A 22,140-nucleotide genomic window follows, 5' to 3' on the forward strand; every position below is an offset into this window, starting at 1 on the left:
ATTAGCGCTTAATCGAGCCGGAGCGCTTTCTCTGCGCTGGGCGCGGGGCGCAAGGGCTGCCCTCCCCCGCTTCTCCTGTGTGGATTGACCAAGGAGAAGCGGCGATGGGCAGCACATGCGGGCAGCAGTGAACGGAACCTGCTACCGCGTTTCCCCCGCCTGTTCCTCGGCGGGCGGCGCTGGGGAGGCGGGGCGCGCCGTCGACCGCGGCCGGCGGACGGTGAGCAGGAAGGCGATAGCGCCCGCGAGGAACAGCAGGCCCGAAACCCACGTGTTGACGCGGAGGCCCAGGATCAGGTTGGCGTAGTCGGAGCGCATGAGCTCGAACGCGAAGCGCCCCGCCGTGTAGGCCGCGATGTAGAGGGCGAACACGCTCCCGGCGCCGAGCCTGAACCGCCGGTCCAGCCACATGATCACGGCGGCTGTGACGAGGCACCAGACCGACTCGTACAGGAAGGTGGGCTGGAAGTAGCCCAGGACCACGGGATTCCCCGCGGCGTCGATGACGGCCCGGGCGGCCTGGGGGTCCATCTGGTGGATCTCGAGCGCCCAGGGAAGGCCGGTCGGGTCGCCGTAGAGCTCGTTGTTGAACCAGTTGCCCCAGCGGCCGATCCCCTGCGCGATGAGGACGCCGGGCGAGATCGCGTCGGCGAACGCGATGAACGAGGCCCCGGCGCGCCGGCACCCGATCCACGCACCGAGCGCGCCGAGCGCCACCGCGCCCCAGATCCCCAGGCCGCCGTCCCAGATCGCGAACGCGTTCCACGGGTTCTTCCCGGGCACGAAGTACAGCTCGGGGTCGGTGATGACGTGGTAGATCCGGCCGCCGATGATCCCGAACGGGACGGCCCAGAGGCTGATGTCCAAGGCCTCGCCCGGCAGGCCGCCGCGGGCCTGCCATCGGCGGGTGCCGATCCACATCGCCACCGCGATCCCAGCGATGATGCACAGGGCGTAGAAGTGGATCGTCAACGGCCCGATCTGGATTCCGCTCACGGTCGGGGAAGGCAGGGAGGCCGTCACGGCAAGGCTCGCGCTCACCGCGGGATCGTACCAATCCCAGATGACCCCGCGCTGGACACCGGACGACATCAGGCGGCAGCCCGCTCATGTGACGGTGGGCAGCACGCGCTCGGCGACCTCGAGCGCATGCGGGAGCACCCGCGACGGGTTCGACGGCGCCCACGCGAGCCCGTGCCGGAGGTACGGCTGCGCCGCACCCGCCAGCGGAACGTACACCGCTCCGTGCGGGAGGATGTCGCTCATCCCCTCACTCACGAGGCTCACGCCCATGCCGGCGGCCACGAACGTGAGGATCATGAACGGGTCCCCGATCGTCTGCACCACGCGCGGGCGGAACCCGGCGGCGACGCACGCCGCCGTCGCCGTCCGCTCCAGGTCGGAGCCGCCGCCGGACGGCATCATGATGAAGTCCTCGTCGCGCAGCTCGCCCAGGTCGAGTGTGGCCCGCTGGGCGAGCGGGTGGTCCACGGGCACGACGGCGCCGAGCGCCTCGCGCGCGATCAGCCGGGACGCGAGCGGGGACGGGTCGAGCGGGAGGCCCACGAAGGCCAGGTCGAGCGTGCCCTGCTGGAGCTGCGCGACGGCGTCGCCCGTCACCACCCTGCCCTGGAGCGAGAGGACGACGTCAGGGTACTGGCGCCGCAGCGCCCGGGTGAGCCGCGGCAGGGTGCGATGGTTGATGGCACCGGTGAAGCTCACGGTGAGGTGCCCGTAGACCGTGCCGACCGAGGCGTGCGCGGCCTGGCGCGCCACCTCGAGCTCCTCGAGCGCGCGGTACGCGTGCGGGAGCAGCGAACGCCCCGACGCGGTGAGCGAGACACTGCGCGTGCTGCGGTCGAACAGGGGGACGCCGATGTCCTTCTCGAGCTTGCGGATCGTCTGGCTCAGCGGCGACTGTGCCATGTGCAGCCGGGACGCCGCGCGCCCGAAGTGCAGCTCCTCCGCGACGGCGACGAACGCCTCGAGCCACCTGATCTCCACGTTCCCATTCAAGCATCGGGGCCGGCCCAGCGATGGGTAGTGTGGAGGGCGTGACCGCGACCAGGGACTCCGACCAGAAGACACGCACCCACGGAGTCCCGAACCGGGTCCTCATGGGGATCGGCTTCCTGTCCTTCTTCGACCGGTTCGCCACTCCCCCGATGCTCCTCGTCCTGGCCGACCGCACGGGCCTGTCCCTCGGCGAGGCCGTGGGGCTCGTGGCCTGCTACTCGCTCCTGTACGCCCTCGGCCAGCCGCTGTGGGGGTTCGTGAGCGACCGGTTCGGCCGCGTCAGCGTGCTGCGGACGGCGCTGACGGGCCTGCTCATCGCCGCCGCGGCGAGCACGATCCTCAGCTCCTACGTCCCGCTGCTCCTCGCCCGCTCGGCTGCGGGCCTCATGGCGGGCTGCCTCTACCCCACCCTCCTGACGATCATCGGCGACACCCGGACCGGCATCGAGAAGGCCCGGGGGCTGTCCGACCTGCAGGTCTACTCGTCGCTGGGGACCACCGTCGCGACCCTCGCCGCCGGCTCGCTCGCGGCCTTCACGGACTGGCGCCTCGTCTTCGGACTGCCGGCCCTGGGCTGCCTCGCGCTCCTGTTCTCCCTGCGCCACACGCACGACGCCGCCGCCCACCTCCGCGGGCCCGCGGACTTCCGCCGGGCCTTCTCGGGCGCAGCCCTCGGCGTGTACGGCATCGCGGTGCTCGAGGGCGCGGTGCTCATGGGCGTCCTGACGTACATCGTGCCGGCGCTCCAGGACGCGGGCGTCCCGATCGCGCTGGCCGGGGTGCTCGCGGCGGGCTACGGGGTGGGCGTGATCGTGGGCGCACGGATCATGCGGCGGCTCGTGCGGCGGTTCTCCCGCACTCAGCTGATGGGGATCGGAGGGGGCGTCATCGTCGCCGCCTATGCGGTGTCCGCGCTCTCCCAGGACCCGGCGGCCCTCACCGTGACCTCGCTGCTGATCGGTGCGACGAACGCCGTGCTGCACTCGTCGCTGCAGGGCTGGGCCACCGAGGTCGCCCCCGAGGCACGCGCGACGACCGTGGCCCTGTTCGCCGGCTCGCTGTTCCTGGGCAGCTCGCTCGGCACGTTCCTGACGGCCGGCTACGCCGATGAGCGGCAGTACGGGGTGATCTTCCTGCTCGGACTCGTGGCCGCGGTCGTGCTCACGGCCGTGGTGACTTTCGCGCACGCGGCGTGGGAGCGGCGTCGTTCACGGTCAGGGGCCTGATGCGCCAGTAGAGCCATGCCCTCCTCGCGTCCTCACCCGCTCAAGGCAGACACCCAGAGCGGCAGGAGCAGTATGTAATGCACGCGATCAAGATCGGTGTGCTCAAGGAAGGTATCGACGAACCACGGCCCGACGATGCCGTCATAGACGACGTCGCAGTGCCGGGCCAGGTGTCCGGCCGGTCCTCGGGTTCCTCCGCCAGCTGCGTGGGGAGCCACTGGGGGTGACGGGGTAGCGATGCCCTCCCTGGCTCCCTGAGCCGTCCCGTCCGAGGATAGGACCGGCGCTGTCCGGGTGCCTCTATCCGGTGGCGGAGATGTACTGGCGTCCGAGCCAGCGCCCGTAGGTGTCGGGGGCGTACAGCTGGTCTGGTGAGCTGATGTTGTGGTCGTAGCCGGCGAAGTTCGAGAAGGCTGCGGTCTTGGCATCGAGGTCCGCGCCGAAGACGTTCTGGTCCCAGTCCCCAGTGATGTAGGCGTAGTAGCCGGTGATGGAGTTGGGCCCGGCGTTGGCCTGGCTGGCCGCGAGGGCGAAGTTGGCGGTAGCCCAGTGGTCGCTGTGATCTCCTGTTTCCGTGTACGCCCCGGGCCAGGTCTGGGTGAGCACCTGCGTGGGCTTGAAGTCGGCCAGGAGCGCGGCCAGAAGCGAGATCAAGTCCTGGCGGCTGTACGTGTCGGAGCCGTCGACGAGGCCTGTGTAGGCGATGCGGCCGTCCCAGAGCTTGATGATGCTGTCGTAGCCGTAGGTGGCGGTGCCGGTCCCATCGATCAGCCCGTCCGGGATGTGCAGGAAGGCCACCTGGACGCTTCCGCCGTCGAGTCCCTGCCGCAGGAATGAGCGCCCCGGCACGCCTGTGGGCAGCGTCGACCAGGAGTTGGCGACGCCGGCCATCTGGGCGTAGGTGGAACGGATCCCCTCCTCGAGGGAGAGCCAGTAGTCCGATCCCTCGCCAGCCTCGCCCGCGGTGGTGTAGACGATGAGCACGGGCCGATTGGCCTGGACGGCGTGGAGGATGTCCGGGCTGAGGAAGAGCAGGTCGTCGTCGGTGTGGGCGACAACGACGACCACGGGTCCGGCGGCGGCAGCCGCGGGGGCCGGGGTGAGGCCCTGGAGCACACCGCCACTGGAGGCAACGATCGCCCCGGCGCCTACCAGCCTGACGAACGTCCGACGCGTCATCCCGGGCCGGGGCGACGCCTCCCGACATCGAGGTGGCACGGCTTCGGGGCCAGCCTGTGAAGCGGCAGGGACGGTGTCGTCGGCGGCCATGGTGTTCCCCCTGATGAGCATGTGAACGTGTGCGTGCTTGGTCTGCACACGAATGCATTGGGATTGGGGCACAATCAGCCCCTTTGGAGTGGAGAGGGCCAGCGGCGCCGGACCGTTGCTCGTGAGGAATTAGGGCAGGGCTCCCCGACTTCGGAGAGGCCGAAGACGACCGGTCAGGCCGGCGGCGCGAGATCGCCGAACGGGATAATGCCTTTCCGTGTCATGTGGACCTTCGGCTGCGAAAGCGGTCTGGAGAACGTCGGACTCATTCTGTGCTGCACTTCACAGCCAGGTCAATGAGTTTTCCAAGAAATGGCGCGCATTGACTGTGCGGCGACGTGAGGACCCCGCACCCGGGGCACGAGCGGGCCGTCGCGCCAATTGCGGCGCCCCGCTCTCCTTTCGGGGGGGGACACAATCTCCCCTTGGCGTGGTCTAATGAACGTGGTCTCAGACACAGTGGTGCCGCGGGGGGCTCCGGAGCCAATGGGGCGGCTCTTCCTTCGATGGCAGCCATGACCCGAGGAGAGCGCTCATGGCGTTCACTGTGGCGACGGCGAAGGTCAACATCACCCCCACGCTGAGTTCCAACCCCTACATGGCCGGCTACGGCACGGACGATGGAGGACGCCTCGCGACCAGCAGCACGCCCTACGAACCTCTCTGGGCGCGCGCCGTCGTCATCCGCGTGAACGGCAGCCCGCACCTGATCCTGAGCGTGGACATACTGGCGATTCCCCGCTCCATGCACCAGCGCATCCGCGCCCGCCTGGTGGCGCTGGCCTCGTGGGCCACCTCCGACATCCTGCTCCAGGCCACCCACACCCACAACGGGCCCACCCTGATCGACACCCTCGAACCGTTCTGCAGCTACGGCCTCGGCACCAGCGACATGGACCAGATCCGCTCCTACTCCTCCTGGCTCGAGGACCGCATCGTTCAGGCAGCCCAGAGCGCGCTCAGCGCCGCCCAGACCGACGTGGCCCTGGACTACCAGGTCATCCAGCAGAACTGGTCGGTGAACCGCGCCGGGCTTCCCTACGCCGAGACCGATGTGCCAGTCCTCGCGTGCCGCCGCTCCGACGGCACGGCGGCCGCGGTCATCTTCGGCTACGGCTCCCACCCGGTGGCCGCCGGCGACCGGTCGCTGTTCGACGGCGACTACCCCGCCGGCGCCTGCAACTACATCGAGAACCGCTCGAACACGTTCGCGCTGTTCCTCATCGGCCCCGCCGGCGACCAGAACCCTGCAGGCTCCCCCAGCTGGCCCCTGCGCGACCAGTGGGGAGACAGCCTGGGCTCGGCGGTGCTCAGCGCGGCGCAGGGCGCCGGACGCACGCTCACCGGACCGATCGACACCCAGTACCAAGAGGTCAGCCTGCCGCTGGACATCGACACCTCGGCCGGGAACCTCGCAGCGCTGCGCGACGCCTACGCCGCACGCCTTCCCAACCCCAGCGGCTTCCCCCCCTACTACGTCCGCCACGCGCAGACGATGATAGCGAGGATCGACTCCGGCAACGTCGCCACCAGCGTCCCGTCCCCGTTCCAGGTCTGGACCATCGGCGGCGGCACCCCGCTCCGCATGGCCTTCGTCGGCGGGGAGATGGTCAGCGGCTACGCCGCCTACTTCCGGTCCACGTACGGCGGATCGGCCGGGATCTGGATCGGCGGCTACGCCAACGAATCCTGCTGCTACATCCCCACCAGCGAGTTCTTCTCCCCCAACATGACAGCCGGCAGCTACGAGGGCGCCTGGGACACCGACAACCCGGCCATCGCAGGCGGCTCCATGACCGTCTACGGCCACATCGCCCACTTCCAAGCAGGGACGGACGGCGTCGAGTCGACCCTCATCAACGCCCTGACCAGCATGCTGGGCTGACAGAGCCGCAGCAGGAAGGGCCGGCGGGTCCCCCGAACCCGCCACCCCTTCTTCGAGCGCTCGCCCCGGCCGTCCTACGCCGGCGCGCCGGCGTCGATCCAGCGCCTCATGATGGCCGCCTGCGGAGCCTGAGGGGCCAGGACGAGCACCCCTTGGACGATCGGGGCGCCGACCCGGCGGATCCCCGTCTCGACCGTGCGCTGGTCCAGGCGGGTCGCCGCGGTGACGATGGCGAGGCAGACCTGCTCCCGGCTGCCGTTCGCGCCGGCGGCGATGGCAGCGTCGACCGCCGCGTTCTCCTCGGCGGTGAGGACCTGGGGCCGCGGGCCGACGTACTTGACCTGGCAGGAGGCGACCTCCAGGTAGCGGCTGTTGGACCAGAGCTCCTCGAGGCTCGTCAGCTCGGGAAGGCTGGTGCCGTCGTAGAGCGTGGACGCGAACAGGTACACGGTGGGCCGCTCGAGCCTCTCCTTGGCAGTGTCCGGGGGACTCTTCCGGGCCACAGGGACCGCCGGCGCCGCCTGCGCCCCCACGCCCGCCCACGCGGCTGCTCCCACCCCGACTCCGATTGCGAACAGCTGGACAGCGCGACGCCTGGAGATATCCACGAACACCCCCGTGTTCTTTGGATGCTCCCCAGCAACGCATGTATTGGCTGCAAGGGCCGGCCAGCCCTGCTAGTCCATCTTCCACCAGATCCCGCACTTGTCACCAGTGAATTTCTGCCCCTCTGCCAGTGCAACGTGCCCGGAGTCCGTCGACCCTCCGGCCGCCGTCTGGTCACCCGTCGCCGAGAACACACTCCATCGGCATGCTTCAGAGGGCTTGAGCGCGCCATGGCTTCCGGCAGCGACCTCGGGTCCGACGGCATGCGTCCCGTCCCCGAACCGCTCGCCCGCTGCCCAAGCTTCGATGATCTTCCCCTGGGGGGCATCGGGGCAGAGCGTGGCCGCCGCCCGGAGCATGTCCCTGCTCTCGGCGGCAAAGCCGTCGGGCCCCGCCTCGTCCGGGATGCGGGTACAGAGCCGCGTCGCCTCGAGGATCGTGTCCAGCGCGGCGTCCCCCGTTGCCTGCCCTGGAGCGGCGATCGCCACGACGGCGGCCTCGTTGCCTTGGGGCTCATACGGCCGGCTGCCCTGATAGTCAACCGTGCACTGCTTGATGCGGACATAGTCCGTGCTCGCCCAGACCTGCTCGAGGCTGTACCGCGAGATGTCCGGCGAGCTGTCCACGTGGGTGCAGGTGATCAGGAAGCGCAGATCCTCCGCCGCGAGCGTCGTGCCAGGAGCGGAGGACGGACGGGCTGCGCCGGAGGAGGACGACTGCGCGTGGGACTTCAACGGCGTAGCTCTGACACAGGACGTACCCGATGGGCGTTGATGTTGAGCCGGCTGCCGAGGCCATGGTGGAGGAACTGGACGTGGCCGACGGCGGGGAGGCCGGGCGACCTGCCGTCGCGGTCGTGGACAGGGCGCTGATCGCGCAGCTCGTAGGCGACGCGCAGCGGCGCGGGCTCGCGATCGACGGCGAGGGCGGCCTGCTGGCGCAGCTGAATACGGCTCGTGCTCGAGTCCGCCCTCGAGGGCGAGCTGACCGCGCACCTGGGCTACGAGAAGCACGAGCTAAAGGGGCCGCTCCGACCGGTTCTGGGTCTCGGAGCCGGTGCGGTGTGCGCCATGGAAGGGGATAGCTCGGGGGACATGTTCGGCGGGCCGTGACGGCAGGGTGCACGACCGCCTGTGGGATGCGAAGATTCCGCTATGCAGAGCAGCGCCGCTGTAAGGCCCAAGGCCGCCGGGTCCTCGCGGCCCGTCTCGCACTATCGCCCGGAGATCCAGGGCCTCCGGGCCGTCGCCGTGCTGATGGTGGTCGTCTACCACGTCTGGCTCGGGCGGGTCTCCGGCGGTGTGGACGTCTTCCTGTTCATCTCCGCCTTCCTGCTCACCTCCCAGTTCATCCGGCGGCACGACGACGGGGCCAGGGTCAACCTGCTGGAGCACTGGCTCCACGTGTTCAAACGTCTCCTGCCCGCCGCCGCCGTAACCCTCGGCGGGGTGCTCGCGGCCGGAGCCGTCTTCCTGGCGGACACTCGCTGGAACCAGCTCATCGACCACACCCTCGCCTCCCTGTTCTACGTCCAGAACTGGGTTCTGGCCGGCGAGTCCGTCGACTACTTCGCCCAGAACAAGGGGACGGCAAGTCCGCTGCTGCACTTCTGGTCGCTCTCGATCCAAGGGCAGGTCTTCCTCCTGTGGCCGCTGATCCTCGTCGTGGCAAGCTCGGTCTCACGCCGGACGCGGCTCTCCCACCGGGGGCTGCTCTGGGGCGTGTTCGGCCTGGTGTTCGCCGGGTCCCTGGCGTTCTCCGTCTGGGAGACCGGCGCGAACCAGGCCTACGCCTACTTCGACACCAGGACCCGCCTGTGGGAATTCGCCCTGGGCTCCCTGCTCGCCCTCGCCCTGCCGCACCTGCGCCTCCCCCGATGGTTCCGGGTGGTGCTTGGCTGGGCCGGGATCATCGCCATGCTCGCCTGCGGGATCGTCCTGCAGGTCCAGCAGGAATTCCCCGGATACCTCGCGCTGTGGCCCACCCTCTCAGCCTCGGCCGTCATCGTCGCCGGCAGCACCGGGGCGCCGGGCTCGGCGGACCGGGCCCTCTCGGCCCCGGGGATCGGCTGGCTGGGTGGCATCTCCTACGCCCTCTACCTCTGGCACTGGCCGCTGCTGGTCATCTACCTCGCACAGACCGGGGTCGAGCGGCCGGACCTCGTAGCGGGAGCGGGCATCATCTTCCTCTCGATCGTGCTCGCCTGGATCACCACCGTCCTCGTCGAATCCCCCATCCGCCGCTGGAAGGCCGCCGACCGCGGCATCGTCCGGCCCGCCACGGCGGTCCTGGTGTGCCTGGCCCTCGTGGCCGCCCCCGCCATCGCCTGGCAGTCACAGCTCTCCTCGAGCGCGGCCCAGGCCGAGCAGGTCGGCGGCGAGCAGTACCCCGGCGCGGCCGCGCTCGACGGCGCCCCCGTCCCCGGGAACGTCCGTCCCCGCCCGGAGCTCTCTGCACTGGGCTCGCAGTGGCCCCTCTTCGCGAACTGCACCGAGGACAGGGCGACCAACGAGCACCAGTGCGACAACGGCGTCGCGCACGGGGAGAAGACGATCGTCATGCTGGGCGACTCCCACCCCTACATGTGGTCCACTCCGTTCCTGACAATGGCCAAGAGCCGCCACTGGCGCGTCGAGGCGACCGGCCGTGGCGCCTGCCCGCTCTCGGACGCGGCAGCGGACCCCGAGTGCGCCGCATGGATCGCCAAGCACGTCGACGAAGTCATCGCCAAGCACCCGGACATGGTCGTCACCGTGAGCACCCGCGCCTCCTACTCCGCCGAGGCCACGGAGTACCTCGACCCCGGCTGGGAACGCACCATCCGCAGGATCACCGCGGCGGGGATCCGTGTTGCCGCGATCCGCGACACCCCACGCTGGGAGGACGCGGACCTCTCCGGCCCCGAATGCCTGGCCCGGCACCGCACCGACCCGGTGGTCTGCAGCATCGAGGAGTCCTCGGTGCTCGCCGCCCAGGACCCCACAGAAGCACTCCAGAAGACCATGCCCGAGGTGGCCTTCCTCGACTTCAACGACTACTTCTGCCGCGGCACCACCTGCCCCGCCCTGATCGGAAACGTGGTGGTCTACCTCGACGCCAACCACGTGACCCGCGCGTACATGGAGACCCTCACCCCCATCGTCGAACAGCGGTTCCTCGCTGCCACCGGCTGGTCATAGACGCCGGCAACTTCTCCCGCTGCACCGCATCCCTGTAGCACACAGAAGTGGTCCACTTCACGGTCTCCGGAAAGCATTCATCCGGAGAGAGGCTAGAGTTCGACCTCAGTTTCCCCCACTCTCAGGTTCGCCTTGGAACGTCATTGGGGTCCGGGGCAATGGCGCCTGTCAGCAACATACCGGGAAGGAAGCCATGCTCAGCGTCGGGACCAAGACCGTCCGAACGATTCAACATGCAAAGGGAACTGCAGGTCGGCTGGCCGCAGCGCCTCTCAGCCGGGGCCGTGCGGGGGCTGCGGCCGTGTGGCTGGCGCTGGCCAGTTCGGCCTTTGCCCTCGGCGAAGCCGGTTCGCTCATCGGCCTGCCCGCGCCCCATCTTCTGCTGGCTCTGCTCGTCGGGGCCGCAGCCGCCCTCTCCGGGGCCACGAAGCAGCAGCTGCCCAAGCCAGCAGCTGTGGCCTCCCAGGCCGCCGTCGGCGTACTCATGGGAAGCTACATCACTCCTGCCGCCCTCCAATCAGCGGGTGCCGCGGCCCTCCCCATGACCGGGGTGACCATCCTGACGATCGGCCTGTGCCTCGCGGCCGGATCCCTCTTCGCGCGATGGGGCAGGACGGGCCTAGCCGACGGTGCACTGAGCCTCGTGCCCGGAGGGTCCGCCGCCGTCGTCGCCGCCGCGGACGATCTCGGCGCCGACTCCCGGCTCGTCGCCTTCTCGCAGTACTTCCGGGTCGCACTCGTGGCGTTCACGGCACCCCTTGTGGCCTTCGCCATGCACCCGACCACCGGCGGGAGCGTGGGGACCGAGAGCGCCCCGCTCTGGAATGATCCCCATCGGATCGTCCACCTGTCACAGAACCCGCACCAGCTCCCGGGCCTGCTCATGCTGGGCGCCGTGTGCATCCTCGGGGTCAGGGCCGGCAGGCGCCTCTCGATGCCAGCCCCCGCGCTCCTCGGGCCGATGGTCATCACCGCACTGTTCGTCTTCACCGGCACCGCGCAAGGGTTCGCACCCGATGGGGTGCTGCGCAGCCTGCTCTTCGTCCTGGTCGGCCTCGAAGTGGGCCTCAGGTTCACGTGGTCCTCCGTGCGGACCGTCGGCAGGCTCTTCCCCCACGTCCTCCTCTGGACCGTGGCTGTCTGCCTCGCGTGCGGGTTCCTCGCCTGGACATTCTCGGCGGCCCTTGGCCTCCCGCTCCTGGACACCTACCTCGCGACCACACCAGGCGGGATCAACGCAGTACTCGCCACGGCCGCGTCCTTGGACGCCAACCTCCCCGCCATCTCGACGGCCCAGAGCATCCGGCTTTTCATCGTGATGCTCTTGACCCCACCGCTGATCAGCTGGCTGGCCCACAGGACCCGGCCAACTCCGACATCGGCGACCGCCCCTGTTAAGCATCTCCCGATGGTGACCGAGGCCGCCGTCTCCTGAGACCGGCTCCGGGTGACCTGGCGCCTCTTCACCCCGTCAGCACGAGATCCGTGGCCCCCGGAGCGCCCGGTCCGCGCGGGTGGGCCCCGGCCAGGCGTCTGAGGGCGCGGGTCGGCTGAGGGGCCGGGTCAGAGCCCGGCCCGGTCGATCCTGCGGTGGTACCGCATGCCCGCGGCTCCGCCGAGGACAGCGCCTGCGAGCGTGATGAGGGCCGTGACCACCAGGACGATGATGCCGCCTGTGGTCAGCGTGCCCTCGTCCACGGGAATCCGGGGGAAGCTGTTCAGGGTGGAGAGGACGTTGAACTGGCTCCCCGCCACGACCACCAGGATCGCGAAGAGGATGGCGATGACCACGGCCCACAGCCACACGGCAAGGCCCTGCCGGGCACCGTCGAAGCGTGCCATCCGGCCCGCGACGTAGCCGCCGCAGTAGTAGGAGACGAAGAGGATCAGCGCCACGACCACGGCGCCGACGATGCCCACGGTCTGCCCCGCCTGGTTGGCCAACTTGGCGGGATCGGTCTGGGTGCCGACGCCGACTCCGGCCCCGGCCGCGGTGAGCACGGCGGTCAGGAGCACGGACATGCCGGTCGCGGTGAGCCACCCGAAGAAGGCCGAGCCGGCCTTCATGCCACCGAAACGCCTCCGCTGCTCGGCGGGGGTCAGCGCCTCGTCCTCGCGGTGCTCGCGGTCGTCCCGGTACTCCCGGTCGTCGCGTTCCTCGCGGTACTCCCGGTCGTCGCGGCGTTCCCTGTCCCAGTCGCGGTCCTGGCCGGCGGGCTCGCGGTATTCGTGGCTCATGGTCCTGCCCTCTTCCCGTAGCGGATGCTTCACTTCGGTGCTACCGCCACACTTCCCCGCCGCGGACCGACCCAACCATCGCGGCAGGGGCCTTCCGGTCCGGTGCGGCGAGGCCTACCCTGAAATGGTCCCGATGACTCGTCCCGCTGGGAAGCTGGAGGCTCGGTGAGGCGGCCCGAACCAGAGGAGCCTGCCATGTCCACCCACGCCGTCAACGCCGTCACCACCCTGAACGTGAAGTCCCACGACGACCCCGACGAGAAGCGCCGCCCGGACAAGTCCGAGATCGACCTCGTCACGGTGGGCGACTACACGATCGGCCGCTTCACCTTCTCGCCCGGCTGGAGCTGGTCCGGCTGCATCAAGCCCGTGGTCGGCACGGACAGCTGCCAGAACAACCACGTCGGCTACTGTGTGGCCGGCACCCTCGAGGTCCAGCTGACGAGCGGCGAAACCGCCACCATCACGGCCGGAAGCTCCTACACGATCCCGCCCGGCCACGACGCCCGCGTGGTCGGCGACGAGACCTTCGTGGGGCTCGAGTTCGTCAGCGCGGCGACCTTCGCCAAGCCCGAATGACAGGCACCATTTGACGGCGGGGGATGGGAGCGCAAACGTAGGCGGCATGGCTGCCGAGAAGCTCTTCACCCCCGTCGAGATCCGGGGCGTCCAGTTCAGGAACCGCCTCTGGGTGTCCCCCATGTGCCAGTACTCCGTGGAGCAGTGGGATGGGGTGCCCACTGCATGGCACCTCGCCCACCTCGGCTCGTTCGCGAGGGGCGGGGCTGGCCTCGTCATGACCGAGGCGACCGCGGTCAGCCCCGAGGGGCGCATCACGAACTGGGACACGGGCATCTGGAACGACGCCCAGGCCCAGGCGTGGAGGGACATCGTCGCGTTCGTCCACGCCCAGGGCGTCCCGGCCGCGATGCAGCTCGCCCATGCGGGCCGCAAGGCGTCCACCTACCGCGAATGGAGCGGGAAGGGCACCCAGGCCGTCGAGGACGGGGGCTGGGAGACGGTCGCACCGTCGGCCGTCGCGTTCGACGGCTACGCGACCCCGCGCGAGCTGACGGGAGACGAGATCCGGGGCATCGTCGCGGACTTCGCCGCCGCCGCGCGCCGGGCCGTCGACGCCGGATTCGACGCCCTCGAGATCCACGGCGCCCACGGCTACCTCGTCCACCAGTTCCTCTCCCCGCTCTCGAACCTCCGCACCGACGAGTACGGCGGAAGCCTGGAGAACCGCGCCCGGTTCCTGCTCGAGATCGTCCGAACCGTCCGGGCGGAGACGGGCGACGGCGTGCCCCTCCTCGTGCGGCTCTCCGCCACCGACTGGGTCGAGGGCGGCTGGAACCTCGAGGACACCGTGACGGTCGCAGGCTGGGCCGCCGCGGAGGGCGCGGACTGGTTCGACATCTCCTCCGGCGGCCTCGTGCCGGCCGCGAGCATCCCCGTCAAGCCCCTGTACCAGGTGGGGTTCGCGACCGCCGTCCGCAGCGGCGCCGGGGTGCCGGTGAACGCCGTCGGCCTGATCACCCGGCCGGAGGAGGCCGCGGAGATCGTGGACAGCGAGGCGGCGGACGCCGTGATGGTGGCGCGCGAGTTCCTCCGCGACCCGCACTTCGCGCTCCGCGCCGCACACGAGCTCGGCGTCGAGCTGGACTACTGGCCGCCGCAGTACACGCGGGCGAAGTGGCGCCGCGAACAGTGACCCAGCAAGCCGAATCGGCGTCCCACTCAATGGGACACTCCCTCCGAGGGTGCTCTCGGTCACAGCAGACTGGGCTGGACCGACCGACCGCCCTCGACGAGGAGAACGCCCGTGGCACTGTTCGCCGTCACGTACCAGTACACCGACAACCCGTCCGGCAGAGACCTGCACCGCCCCGAGCACGTCGCCTTCCTGGCGGCCCAGTATGAGGCCCGGCGCCTGATCGTCTCCGGCCCGACCGACGGGGGCGCTGGCGCGCTCCTGATCCTCGCAGGCGCCACCGCGGACGACGTCGAGGGCCTCCTCGACGCCGACCCCTTCTGCCGTGAGGGGCTCATCGCACGCCGGACGGTCACGGCCTGGAAGCCGTTCTTCGGCGCCGACCGGCTCGAGCTGAGCGAGGCCGCCCGATGAGGGTCGCCCGCACGGTCGCCGCCGAGACGGTCCGCTACGAGGAGGCGCCGATTCCACGCCCGAGCCGGGGACACGCCGTCGTGCGCGTGCGCAGCGTGACGCTGTGCGGGACGGACGTGCACATCTGGGAGGACGACTACGCCACCGAGCTCCCCATCGTCCAGGGCCACGAGTTCTCTGCGACCATCGCGGCCTTGGACCCTGAGGACGAGGGCGGCGCGTTCGCCGTGGGAGACGACGTCGCGGTCTCCCCCTACGCCGCCTGCGGCACCTGCTACGCGTGCTCCGTCGGACGGCCGAACGCCTGCGGGGCCATGAGCATCTACGGCTGCTACGAGGACGACGGCGCCCTGGCCGAGTACCTCCTCGTGCCGCTGGACCGCACTCGGAGGCTGCCCGCTGGGCTGCCGGTGGACCTCGCGCCCCTGTGGGAGCCGGTCTCGATCTCGCTGCAGGCCGTGCGCCGCGGGCGCGCTGAGGCCGGCGAACGCGTCCTCGTGGCCGGCGCGGGGCCGATCGGCCTGTTCGCGCTGATCGCGCTGCGCGAGGCGGGGTGCAGCGTCGTCGTGCTCGACACCGACCGCGAGCGCCTCGCCATCGCGGCCGAGCTGGGCGCGGAGGCCGTCCTGGCCGTCGGTCCGGGCTTCCCCGACGACGGCCAGCGCCGCAATCTCGACGAGTGGACCGACGGCCAGGGCCCCTCGCTCGTGATCGACGCGACGGGGTCACCGGCGTCGCTCGCCGCGGCGGTGGACCTCGTGGCGCCCGCGGGCCGGGTCGTGGCTGTGGGGATCAGCGACCGCGAGCTGACGCTGTCGATGCGGTCGCTGCCGATCAAGGAGATCGACCTCCTCGGCTCGCGCAACTCCCTGCACATGGAGGACGCCCTGGACCTGCTCGCCCGCCACCAGGACGCCTGCCGCTCCCTCATCACGCACCGCTTCGGCTTCCACGATCTCGACGCCGCGTTCCGCCTCCTGCGGGACCGCACCGTCAGGGTCGGCAAGGTCGCGATCGACCTCCCCGAGCCGTCCGGCAATGAGCCGTCTGGCGAGGAGCCGGCGCTCGCCGCGGCCTCCCGGGGGGATCGCGCATGAGCTTCCTGGCCGCTCCCCCACAGCTCGCTCCCCGCTATGACCTCGCCATCATGGGCTCCGGCGCCGCCGGTCTCGTCGCCGCGTGCCGGGCAGCGGCGGCGGGCCTCGCCGTCGTCGTACTCGAGAAGGCCACGCGCCTGGGCGGGACGACCGCAGCGGGCGGCGGCGTCATCTGGGCGCCCGACAACCCGCTCATGCCTGCCGGCAGCGACTCCCCCGAGGCGGCGGCAGCCTACCTGCGCGCGGCGACGGGCGGCGCGATGGCCGAGGAGGAGATCGGCTGGTACCTGCGGACGTCGCGGGAGGCCGTCGAGTTCCTCGACCGCGAGACCCGCGTGGAGCTCACGCCGCTGGACCGCCCGGACTACCACATGGAGTGGCCGGGCGCGGTGGCCGGGGGCCGCAGCCTCGACAACGACCCGTTCGACCCGGCCCGCTTCCGCGGCGTGCCGGGCCTCGCCGACGCGATCCGGCCCCCCACCTACCTGCCGCTCATCTCGATGAACGAGCGCGACCATCTCCACGGCGCCGCGCCCGACCCGGCACTGCTGGCCGGGCGCGCCGCCGCGGGGGTGCGCACGATGGGCGGTGCCCTCGTCGGAGCCCTGGTCGCGACCGCCGTCGAGCGGGGCGTCCTCCTCGCGGTGTCGGCGCCGGTGACGGGGCTCGAGCCCCTCGGGGGCGGCGCGGGCGGGGCGCACGACGGCGGCGGATGGCTCGTGCGGGTGGGCGACGGGGCCGCCGGCCCCGCCACCGCAGTGGCCGCGGGCGCGGTGCTCATCGCGTCCGGCGGGTTCGAGCGGAACCGCGAGCTCGCGGCGTCGCTCCTGAGGTTCGAAACCGCCGCGATCGGGGCGCCGTCGAACACCGGCGACGGGCTCCTGATCGGGCTCAGGGCCGGGGCGATGCTCGGCCAGACGGGCGCGATCTGGGGCGTCCCCGTGATCGCTCCCGAGGGGTGGGAGTACGACGGCGCGCCCACCGGACGGATGGGCAACGTCGAGATGACGCTCCCCGGCTCGATCACGGTCAACCCGGCGGGGCGGCGGTTCGTCAACGAGGCGATGAACTACCACGACCTCTCGCGGGTGTTCGCGAACGTTGACCCGGCGACGTCGCGGCCGGCGAACGATCCGGCGTGGCTCGTGTTCGATGCGGGGTACCGGGAGCGGTACCCCGTGGCGGGCAGCCCGGCCGGGACGGTGCCCGAGTGGATGCACTGCTCTGAGACGCTGGGCGGGCTGGCCGAGGCGATCGGCGTCGACGCGGGGGCGCTCGCGGCGACCGTGCGGAGGTTCAACGCGGACGCGCGAACGGGGACCGACTCCGAGTTCGGGCGTGGGTCCACGGAACAGGACCGGCACCTCGGGGACCCCACGGTGGGCCCGAACCCGTGCCTCGCCCCGCTCGAACGCGCGCCGTTCTACGCGGTGCGCATCCGCCCGGGGGCTCTCGGGACCGCGGGCGGCCTCGTCACGGACCTCGACGGGCGCGTGCTGGCGCCGTCCGGCGAGCCGATCGCGGGCCTCTACGCCGCGGGGAACTGCTCGGCCACGGTCTTCAAGGACGCCTACCCCGGCGGCGGCGCGACCTTGGGCTCGGCGGTGACAAAGGCCTTCGCGGCCGCGGGGCACGTGGTCGCGAGGCACGCAGCAGACGCACGCTCACCCCTTTCCGTCTGAAGGTCACGTCCTGAGGGTCACGTCCTGAGGGTCACGTCCTGCGCGTCGCAGACGATCTGACCCCCAGGACGTGACCCCCAGACGGAGGTAGGGACACCCGGGCGCTATCCTCGCCGGAGGGACACCGAACCCCACCTCCGTCAGAAGGACGTCCATGCCCCTCGCCCAGCTCGCCGCCGTCGTCGAGTCGCTCCGGTCTGCCCTCCCCGGCAGAGTGGAAACAGACCCCGACAGCCTCGCACCGTATACCTCAGACCGGTCCGGCCACCGCTCGTCGGGGTCACCCCTCGCGGCGGTCTACCCGCAGACCATCGAGGACGTCCAGGCCGTGTGCCGGATCGACTCCGCGGCGCAGGTGCCGATCGTGAGCCGCGGGGCGGGAACGGGCCTCGCCGGCGGGGCGGTCGCCGGACCGGCAGAGATCGTCCTGTCGTTCCGGGACATGGACAAGATCCTCGAGATCTCCGAAGCCAACCGGCTCGCCGTCGTCCAACCCGGGATCCTCAACGGCGACCTGAACCGCGTTCTCGCAGAGCACGGCCTGTGGTGGCCGCCGGACCCAGCCAGCAAGGACATCTCCACGGTCGGAGGCAACATCGCCATGAACGCGGGCGGGCTCCTGTGCGCGAAGTACGGCGTCACGCGGGAGGCGGTGCTCGCGCTCAAGGTCGTCCTCGCGGACGGCACCCTCATGTCCATGGGCCACCGCACGGTCAAGGGCGTCACCGGCTACGACCTCTGCGCGCTCATGATCGGTTCCGAGGGCACCCTCGGGATCATCGTCGAGTGCACCCTCAAGCTGCAGCCGCTCGTCAGCGGCGAGGTTGCGACACTCGGGGCGTTCTTCGCCACGGTCGACGACGCCGTCGCCGCCGTCACCGAGGCCACCAGACGCGGACACGTGGCCGCCATCATGGAGCTCATGGACGGGCGCACCCTGGACATCGTGAGCAGCCACACCGGCCACAGCCCGGCTCCCGGCGCCGGCGCCTACCTCCTCGCCCAGTGCGACGGCCCGGCTGCCCTCGCCGCGGCGGCGCAGCTCGCGGCAATTGCCCACGACGCCGGCGGCACCGTCGAGACCACCACGGATCCCGAAGAGTCACGGCGCCTCCTGGACTTCCGCCGCAGCGCGTTCCCGGCGCTCGAGGCACAAGGGACCATGCTCGTGGAGGACATCGCCGTCCCCCGCGACCGTATGGCCGAGGCGTTCGCAGCCATCCGGCGCATCGAGGAGACCTACGGCGTCGCCATCCCGACGACCTGCCATGCCGGGGACGGCAATCTGCACCCGACGTTCGTCTTCACCGGAGACGAGGTGCCGGAGCACGTCTGGCAGGCCGCCGGGGAGATCTTCTCCACCGCGCTGGAGCTCGGCGGGACCCTCACGGGCGAGCACGGCATCGGCCTGCTGAAGCGCCGCTGGCTCCAGGACGAACTGGGTGAGGAGCAGTACGACCTCCAGCGGCGGATCAAGCAGGTCTTCGACCCGCAGGGCATCCTCAATCCGGGGAAGGTCTTCCCTCCTGCAGACTGAGGATGGCGCGGGTCACCATTGACCCGCGTTCTTCCGCCGAATTACCGTGTGGACCACCCATTCCCACGATCCTGGCTCCTTGTCAGCGGGGTGCTAGCCGGACGAAGCGAGGAAGTCCTGGAACAGCAGCGCCATTCCTCTGCAGGCAGGGCCGGGGTGGACGACCAGCCGGCCCTGACCATCGACCAGTTGCTCATCCAGAGCCGTCTGGGACTCGAGCGGGTTCTACCGGAGGACTTGAACCGAGAGATGTCCGCGGGTGCCTTGGTCGTCGATACGCGGCCGGCCGATCAGCGCGAGCGCGACGGCGAATTTCCGGGGGCAATTGTCATTGACCGCAACGTCCTCGAATGGCGTCTCGACCCGTCCAGCCCCTCCCGGCTGCCCATCGCCGACGACCACAGTCGCCGGATCGTGATCGTCTGCAACGAGGGCTACAGTTCAAGCCTCGCCGCCCACACGCTGCAGCGGCTCGGGCTGACCAGAGCGACCGATCTCGTCGGCGGCTTCCAGGCGTGGCTGGCGCTTCAGAACCAGATCAAGGACTGAGCACCCCCGCATCTGCCCCGCCGACTACACCGCGCGGAGGTGCTCGTGGTTCCGCACGAGCTCGAGCAGGGCGGACTCCCCCGCCCGCGTCCTGGCCAGCCGCTGGTGCTCTGTGGGGACCGCGATCCAGTACGTGCGCTCGATCTTCGTCTGTTCGACGATCCGTACCAGTCGATCGTCTCCCGCGGCCACGAAGTCCGGGAGGACGGCGATCCCCAGGCCCGCGACGGCCGCCATCCACTGGCCGGTGACGTTGTTGGTCTGGATTGCCGGACGGACGCCGGGCAGCGCGCTGTCGAGGAACCGGAGGGCCGGGATGTCGAGCAGGGCGTCGACGTAGCCGATGAGCGGATGACGGCTCACCTCGGCGAGGTCGAGGGGCCGTTCCTGGCGTGAGAGGTACTCGCGGCTCGCGTAGAAGCTCAGCCCGTACGTCGCCAGCCGCCGCGAACGCACCCCCCGCGTCGTCGGCTCTTCGAGCGAGATGCCGATGTCGAACTCGCGCGTGGCCAGCAGGTTCAGGCGCGTCTCCGTCACGATCTCGACAGTGAGCTCGGGATGGTCCGACCGCAACCCTCCGACCCCCGGCGAGAGCACGAAGGCGCCGAAGCCGTCAGGTGCTGCGATGCGCAGCGTTCCCGACAGGCGCCCACGGGCGGAGCCCAGCTCCTCGGCTGCGGCGAGCAGCGACGATTCGACCGCCTCCGCATGCACCAGCAGCCCCCGCCCGGCCTCGGTGAGCTCCCACCCCTGAGGCGTGCGGTCGAAGAGCCGCGTCCCGGCCGCCCTTTCCAGCTGGGTCACCCTCCGGCCCACTGTCGTGTGCTCGACGCCCAGCCCTCTGGCGGCCGCGACGAGCCGCCGTGTGCGGGCGACCTCGAGGAAGAAGCGCAGGTCGTCTGCTTGGATCACAGCCTCACTCTACGAGTGCTGTGCAATCGTGCACAGGGCAGTACTGAATTGCCGCTTGTCCGTGGCGTCAGCCGCACAGAGACTGGAAGACGTGCCGGGCACCAGGTGTGCCGGGCCTCGACGACGAGCGGGAGGCACGCGATGACCTTTCAGATTTCCCTGCCCCGACTGATGAATGTGGGCGCCGGAGCGGTCCGGGAGCTGGGCACAACCGTGCGGGACCTCGGGGCGCAGCGGCCCCTCGTGGTGACGGACGCCTTCATGAAAGAGTCGGGAACGGTCGACGCCGCTCTGGCCTCCCTCCGCGATGCCGGTCTGGAAACCGGCCTGTACGCCGAGTGCATCCCTGATCCCACCACGGACTCCCTGCAGGCCGGCCTCGCCGCCGTGGAGGAGCACCGTGCGGACCTTCTGGTCGGCTTCGGCGGCGGCAGCTCGATCGACACGGCCAAGGCGCTCGGCTTCCTGTCCCAGAACTCCGGGCCGATGCGGGACTACAAGGCGCCGCGGGTCAACACCGGCCCCGCCCTGCCGGTGGTCGCGGTCCCCACCACGGCGGGCACCGGCTCCGAGGCCACGCAGTTCACCATCATCAGCGACTCTGAGACCGACGAGAAGATGCTCTGCACTGGCCCCTCGTTCCTGCCGGTCGGCGCTGTGGTGGACTACGAGCTGACCCTCTCCATGCCCGCCCGGCTCAGCGCGGACACCGGCGTGGACGCCCTCACCCACGCGATCGAGGCCTACGTGAGCCGCCGGGCCAACCCGTTCTCGGACGGGTTCGCCCTCGCGGCCATGAGCACCATCGGGAAGAACCTCCGCGCGGTCTACGCGGACGGCTCGGACCGGGCGGCTCGCGAGGCGATGATGCTCGCGGCGACCCAGGCGGGCATCGCGTTCTCCAATTCGAGCGTGGCGCTCGTGCACGGGATGAGCCGACCCATCGGAGGCCACTTCCACGTGGCCCACGGGCTGGCCAACGCGATGCTGTTCCCGGCGGTCACCGAGTTCTCCGTCCGCGGCGCGCAGGCACGCTATGCCGACTGCGCACGCGCCCTCGGCGTTGCGGACGCGGAGGACGACGACGCCGCGGCCGCCCAGGCGCTCGTCGACGAGCTCAAGGCCCTCGCCCGCGACCTCGCCGTCCCGACCCCCGAGTCCCGCGGCATCAGCCGTGCCGACTGGGAGCGGGCGGTTCCGGTCATGGCCGAGCAGGCCCTCGCCTCCGGCTCCCCCGGCAACAACCCTGTGGTCCCGACGTCAGCAGAGATCGAAGAGCTCTACCTCAAGATCTACAACTGACCCCCACATCCCAGGCATTCCAGCGAAAACAGGAGTACGAAGCACATGAGCATCAAGACCATTCCGCATTTCCTCAATGGTGAGGAGTCCAACGGTGTCGGGGAGCGGACGCAGCCGGTGTTCAATCCGGCCACGGGGGAGCAGACCGGGGAGCTGCGCCTGGCCGACCGGGCTGACCTGGAGGCCGCGGTGGCGAACGCGCGCAAGGCCGCCGAGGCGTGGGGGGAGACCTCCCTGGCCAAGCGCACCGCGGTGCTGTTCCGGTTCCGCGAGCTCGTCGCCGCGCACGTGGACGACCTCGCACAGCTGGTCACGGCCGAGCACGGCAAGGTCATCTCGGATGCGAAGGGCGAGATCGGGCGCGGCCTGGAGGTGGTCGAGTTCGCGTGCGGGATCCCGCAGCTGCTCAAGGGCGCCTACTCCGACCAGGCCTCCACCGGCATCGACGTGTTCTCCTACCGCCAGCCCGTCGGGGTCGTGGCCGGGATCACCCCGTTCAACTTCCCCGTCATGG

At 70.6% G+C, this 22,140-nt stretch carries 20 protein-coding genes and 1 pseudogene; 14 read left to right on the forward strand and 7 right to left on the reverse strand.

The annotated features are described in order from the left end of the window. Nucleotides 1-141: 141 nt before the first annotated feature. Both lgt and ACQ5BE_RS10375 read right to left on the reverse strand, forming a co-directional pair. A complete protein-coding gene (gene lgt / locus ACQ5BE_RS10370) occupies nucleotides 142-1,041 on the reverse strand; it encodes a prolipoprotein diacylglyceryl transferase (protein ID WP_255405364.1) in 900 nt (299 codons plus the stop codon). A 66-nt stretch (nucleotides 1,042-1,107) separates the two neighbouring features. After that, the gene (locus ACQ5BE_RS10375; protein WP_344301316.1) at nucleotides 1,108-2,004 is read right to left on the reverse strand and encodes a LysR family transcriptional regulator; all 897 of its coding nucleotides are present in this window, start codon (nucleotides 2,002-2,004) and stop codon (nucleotides 1,108-1,110) included. A gap of 50 nt (nucleotides 2,005-2,054) precedes the next feature. Between ACQ5BE_RS10375 and ACQ5BE_RS10380 the strand changes: the two genes are divergently transcribed. Continuing rightward, the gene (locus ACQ5BE_RS10380) at nucleotides 2,055-3,242 is read left to right on the forward strand and encodes an MFS transporter (RefSeq protein WP_430296957.1); all 1,188 of its coding nucleotides are present in this window, start codon (nucleotides 2,055-2,057) and stop codon (nucleotides 3,240-3,242) included. Nucleotides 3,243-3,542: 300 nt separating this feature from the next. Here the strand turns inward: ACQ5BE_RS10380 and ACQ5BE_RS10385 are convergent, their stop codons facing one another. Next, a complete protein-coding gene (locus tag ACQ5BE_RS10385) occupies nucleotides 3,543-4,358 on the reverse strand; it encodes a PIG-L family deacetylase (protein WP_430296958.1) in 816 nt (271 codons plus the stop codon). A gap of 688 nt (nucleotides 4,359-5,046) precedes the next feature. Between ACQ5BE_RS10385 and ACQ5BE_RS10390 the strand changes: the two genes are divergently transcribed. Continuing rightward, nucleotides 5,047-6,396 carry a hypothetical protein gene (locus ACQ5BE_RS10390; protein ID WP_430296959.1) on the forward strand — a complete coding sequence of 450 codons (1,350 nt, stop codon included), beginning with the start codon at nucleotides 5,047-5,049 and terminating at the stop codon, nucleotides 6,394-6,396. A 74-nt stretch (nucleotides 6,397-6,470) separates the two neighbouring features. On the opposite strand, the gene ACQ5BE_RS10395 is transcribed toward ACQ5BE_RS10390, so the two are convergent. After that, nucleotides 6,471-7,004, reverse strand: a complete 534-nt coding sequence (locus ACQ5BE_RS10395; RefSeq protein WP_430296960.1) for a hypothetical protein — start codon at nucleotides 7,002-7,004, stop codon at nucleotides 6,471-6,473. 69 nt (nucleotides 7,005-7,073) lie between these two features. Continuing rightward, nucleotides 7,074-7,736 (reverse strand): hypothetical protein, encoded by a 663-nt coding sequence (locus ACQ5BE_RS10400; RefSeq protein WP_430296961.1) that lies wholly within the window; start codon nucleotides 7,734-7,736, stop codon nucleotides 7,074-7,076. A 29-nt stretch (nucleotides 7,737-7,765) separates the two neighbouring features. Between ACQ5BE_RS10400 and ACQ5BE_RS10405 the strand changes: the two are divergent. The 3 genes and pseudogenes from ACQ5BE_RS10405 to ACQ5BE_RS10415 all read left to right on the forward strand — a co-directional run. Continuing rightward, nucleotides 7,766-8,018 (forward strand): annotated as a pseudogene (locus tag ACQ5BE_RS10405) (IS256 family transposase); the annotation flags it as partial. 138 nt (nucleotides 8,019-8,156) lie between these two features. Further along, on the forward strand, nucleotides 8,157-10,181 hold the full coding sequence (locus tag ACQ5BE_RS10410) for an acyltransferase family protein (protein WP_430296962.1): 2,025 nt from the start codon (nucleotides 8,157-8,159) through the stop codon (nucleotides 10,179-10,181). 301 nt (nucleotides 10,182-10,482) lie between these two features. Beyond that, on the forward strand, nucleotides 10,483-11,616 hold the full coding sequence (locus ACQ5BE_RS10415; RefSeq protein ID WP_430296963.1) for an AbrB family transcriptional regulator: 1,134 nt from the start codon (nucleotides 10,483-10,485) through the stop codon (nucleotides 11,614-11,616). A 128-nt stretch (nucleotides 11,617-11,744) separates the two neighbouring features. On the opposite strand, the gene ACQ5BE_RS10420 is transcribed toward ACQ5BE_RS10415, so the two are convergent. Beyond that, nucleotides 11,745-12,419: a hypothetical protein gene (locus ACQ5BE_RS10420; protein WP_344301318.1), complete on the reverse strand. Its 675-nt coding sequence runs from the start codon at nucleotides 12,417-12,419 to the stop codon at nucleotides 11,745-11,747. A gap of 195 nt (nucleotides 12,420-12,614) precedes the next feature. On the opposite strand from ACQ5BE_RS10420, the gene ACQ5BE_RS10425 reads away from it, so the two are divergent. The 7 genes from ACQ5BE_RS10425 (at nucleotide 12,615) to ACQ5BE_RS10455 (ending at nucleotide 19,412) form a co-directional block, all read left to right on the forward strand. Then, nucleotides 12,615-12,998: a cupin domain-containing protein gene (locus ACQ5BE_RS10425; protein WP_344301319.1), complete on the forward strand. Its 384-nt coding sequence runs from the start codon at nucleotides 12,615-12,617 to the stop codon at nucleotides 12,996-12,998. A 46-nt stretch (nucleotides 12,999-13,044) separates the two neighbouring features. Then, nucleotides 13,045-14,133 carry an NADH:flavin oxidoreductase/NADH oxidase gene (locus tag ACQ5BE_RS10430; protein ID WP_430296964.1) on the forward strand — a complete coding sequence of 363 codons (1,089 nt, stop codon included), beginning with the start codon at nucleotides 13,045-13,047 and terminating at the stop codon, nucleotides 14,131-14,133. 111 nt (nucleotides 14,134-14,244) lie between these two features. After that, a complete protein-coding gene (locus tag ACQ5BE_RS10435) occupies nucleotides 14,245-14,547 on the forward strand; it encodes a YciI family protein (RefSeq protein WP_430296965.1) in 303 nt (100 codons plus the stop codon). Next, nucleotides 14,544-15,644 carry an alcohol dehydrogenase catalytic domain-containing protein gene (locus ACQ5BE_RS10440; RefSeq protein WP_430296966.1) on the forward strand — a complete coding sequence of 367 codons (1,101 nt, stop codon included), beginning with the start codon at nucleotides 14,544-14,546 and terminating at the stop codon, nucleotides 15,642-15,644. Before ACQ5BE_RS10435 ends, ACQ5BE_RS10440 begins: the two co-directional genes overlap by 4 nt. Further along, complete coding sequence (locus ACQ5BE_RS10445) at nucleotides 15,641-17,326, forward strand: FAD-dependent oxidoreductase (protein WP_430296967.1); 1,686 nt, start codon at nucleotides 15,641-15,643, stop codon at nucleotides 17,324-17,326. Before ACQ5BE_RS10440 ends, ACQ5BE_RS10445 begins: the two co-directional genes overlap by 4 nt. A 154-nt stretch (nucleotides 17,327-17,480) precedes the next feature. Continuing rightward, a complete protein-coding gene (locus ACQ5BE_RS10450; protein ID WP_430296968.1) occupies nucleotides 17,481-18,863 on the forward strand; it encodes an FAD-binding oxidoreductase in 1,383 nt (460 codons plus the stop codon). Nucleotides 18,864-19,019: 156 nt separating this feature from the next. Then, nucleotides 19,020-19,412, forward strand: a complete 393-nt coding sequence (locus ACQ5BE_RS10455; RefSeq protein ID WP_430296969.1) for a rhodanese-like domain-containing protein — start codon at nucleotides 19,020-19,022, stop codon at nucleotides 19,410-19,412. Between the two features lie 24 nt (nucleotides 19,413-19,436). Here the strand turns inward: ACQ5BE_RS10455 and ACQ5BE_RS10460 are convergent, their stop codons facing one another. Then, nucleotides 19,437-20,324 carry a LysR family transcriptional regulator gene (locus tag ACQ5BE_RS10460; RefSeq protein ID WP_430296970.1) on the reverse strand — a complete coding sequence of 296 codons (888 nt, stop codon included), beginning with the start codon at nucleotides 20,322-20,324 and terminating at the stop codon, nucleotides 19,437-19,439. 141 nt (nucleotides 20,325-20,465) lie between these two features. Here ACQ5BE_RS10460 and ACQ5BE_RS10465 point away from each other — a divergent pair, with 141 nt between their 5' ends. Both ACQ5BE_RS10465 and ACQ5BE_RS10470 read left to right on the forward strand, forming a co-directional pair. Further along, complete coding sequence (locus ACQ5BE_RS10465) at nucleotides 20,466-21,626, forward strand: iron-containing alcohol dehydrogenase (protein ID WP_430296971.1); 1,161 nt, start codon at nucleotides 20,466-20,468, stop codon at nucleotides 21,624-21,626. Nucleotides 21,627-21,671: 45 nt separating this feature from the next. After that, a partial coding sequence (locus tag ACQ5BE_RS10470) for an aldehyde dehydrogenase family protein (RefSeq protein WP_430296972.1) occupies nucleotides 21,672-22,140 on the forward strand: 469 nt, incomplete at its 3' end.

It is taken from the genome of Sinomonas sp. B1-1, from assembly GCF_050474465.1.
In the GTDB taxonomy this organism is placed as follows: Bacteria; Actinomycetota; Actinomycetes; order Actinomycetales; family Micrococcaceae; genus Sinomonas; species Sinomonas flava.

Bases quoted from the DNA above. Each gene is read 5' to 3' on its own strand.
- ACQ5BE_RS10390 (WP_430296959.1), top strand. From the start codon at position 5,047: ATGGCGTTCACTGTGGCGACGGCGAAGGTCAACATCACCCCCACGCTG.
- ACQ5BE_RS10410 (WP_430296962.1), top strand. From the start codon at position 8,157: ATGCAGAGCAGCGCCGCTGTAAGGCCCAAGGCCGCCGGGTCCTCGCGG.
- ACQ5BE_RS10420 (WP_344301318.1), bottom strand. From the start codon at position 12,419: ATGAGCCACGAATACCGCGAGCCCGCCGGCCAGGACCGCGACTGGGAC.
- ACQ5BE_RS10425 (WP_344301319.1), top strand. From the start codon at position 12,615: ATGTCCACCCACGCCGTCAACGCCGTCACCACCCTGAACGTGAAGTCC.
- ACQ5BE_RS10430 (WP_430296964.1), top strand. From the start codon at position 13,045: ATGGCTGCCGAGAAGCTCTTCACCCCCGTCGAGATCCGGGGCGTCCAG.
- ACQ5BE_RS10440 (WP_430296966.1), top strand. From the start codon at position 14,544: ATGAGGGTCGCCCGCACGGTCGCCGCCGAGACGGTCCGCTACGAGGAG.
- ACQ5BE_RS10445 (WP_430296967.1), top strand. From the start codon at position 15,641: ATGAGCTTCCTGGCCGCTCCCCCACAGCTCGCTCCCCGCTATGACCTC.
- ACQ5BE_RS10450 (WP_430296968.1), top strand. From the start codon at position 17,481: ATGCCCCTCGCCCAGCTCGCCGCCGTCGTCGAGTCGCTCCGGTCTGCC.
- ACQ5BE_RS10465 (WP_430296971.1), top strand. From the start codon at position 20,466: ATGACCTTTCAGATTTCCCTGCCCCGACTGATGAATGTGGGCGCCGGA.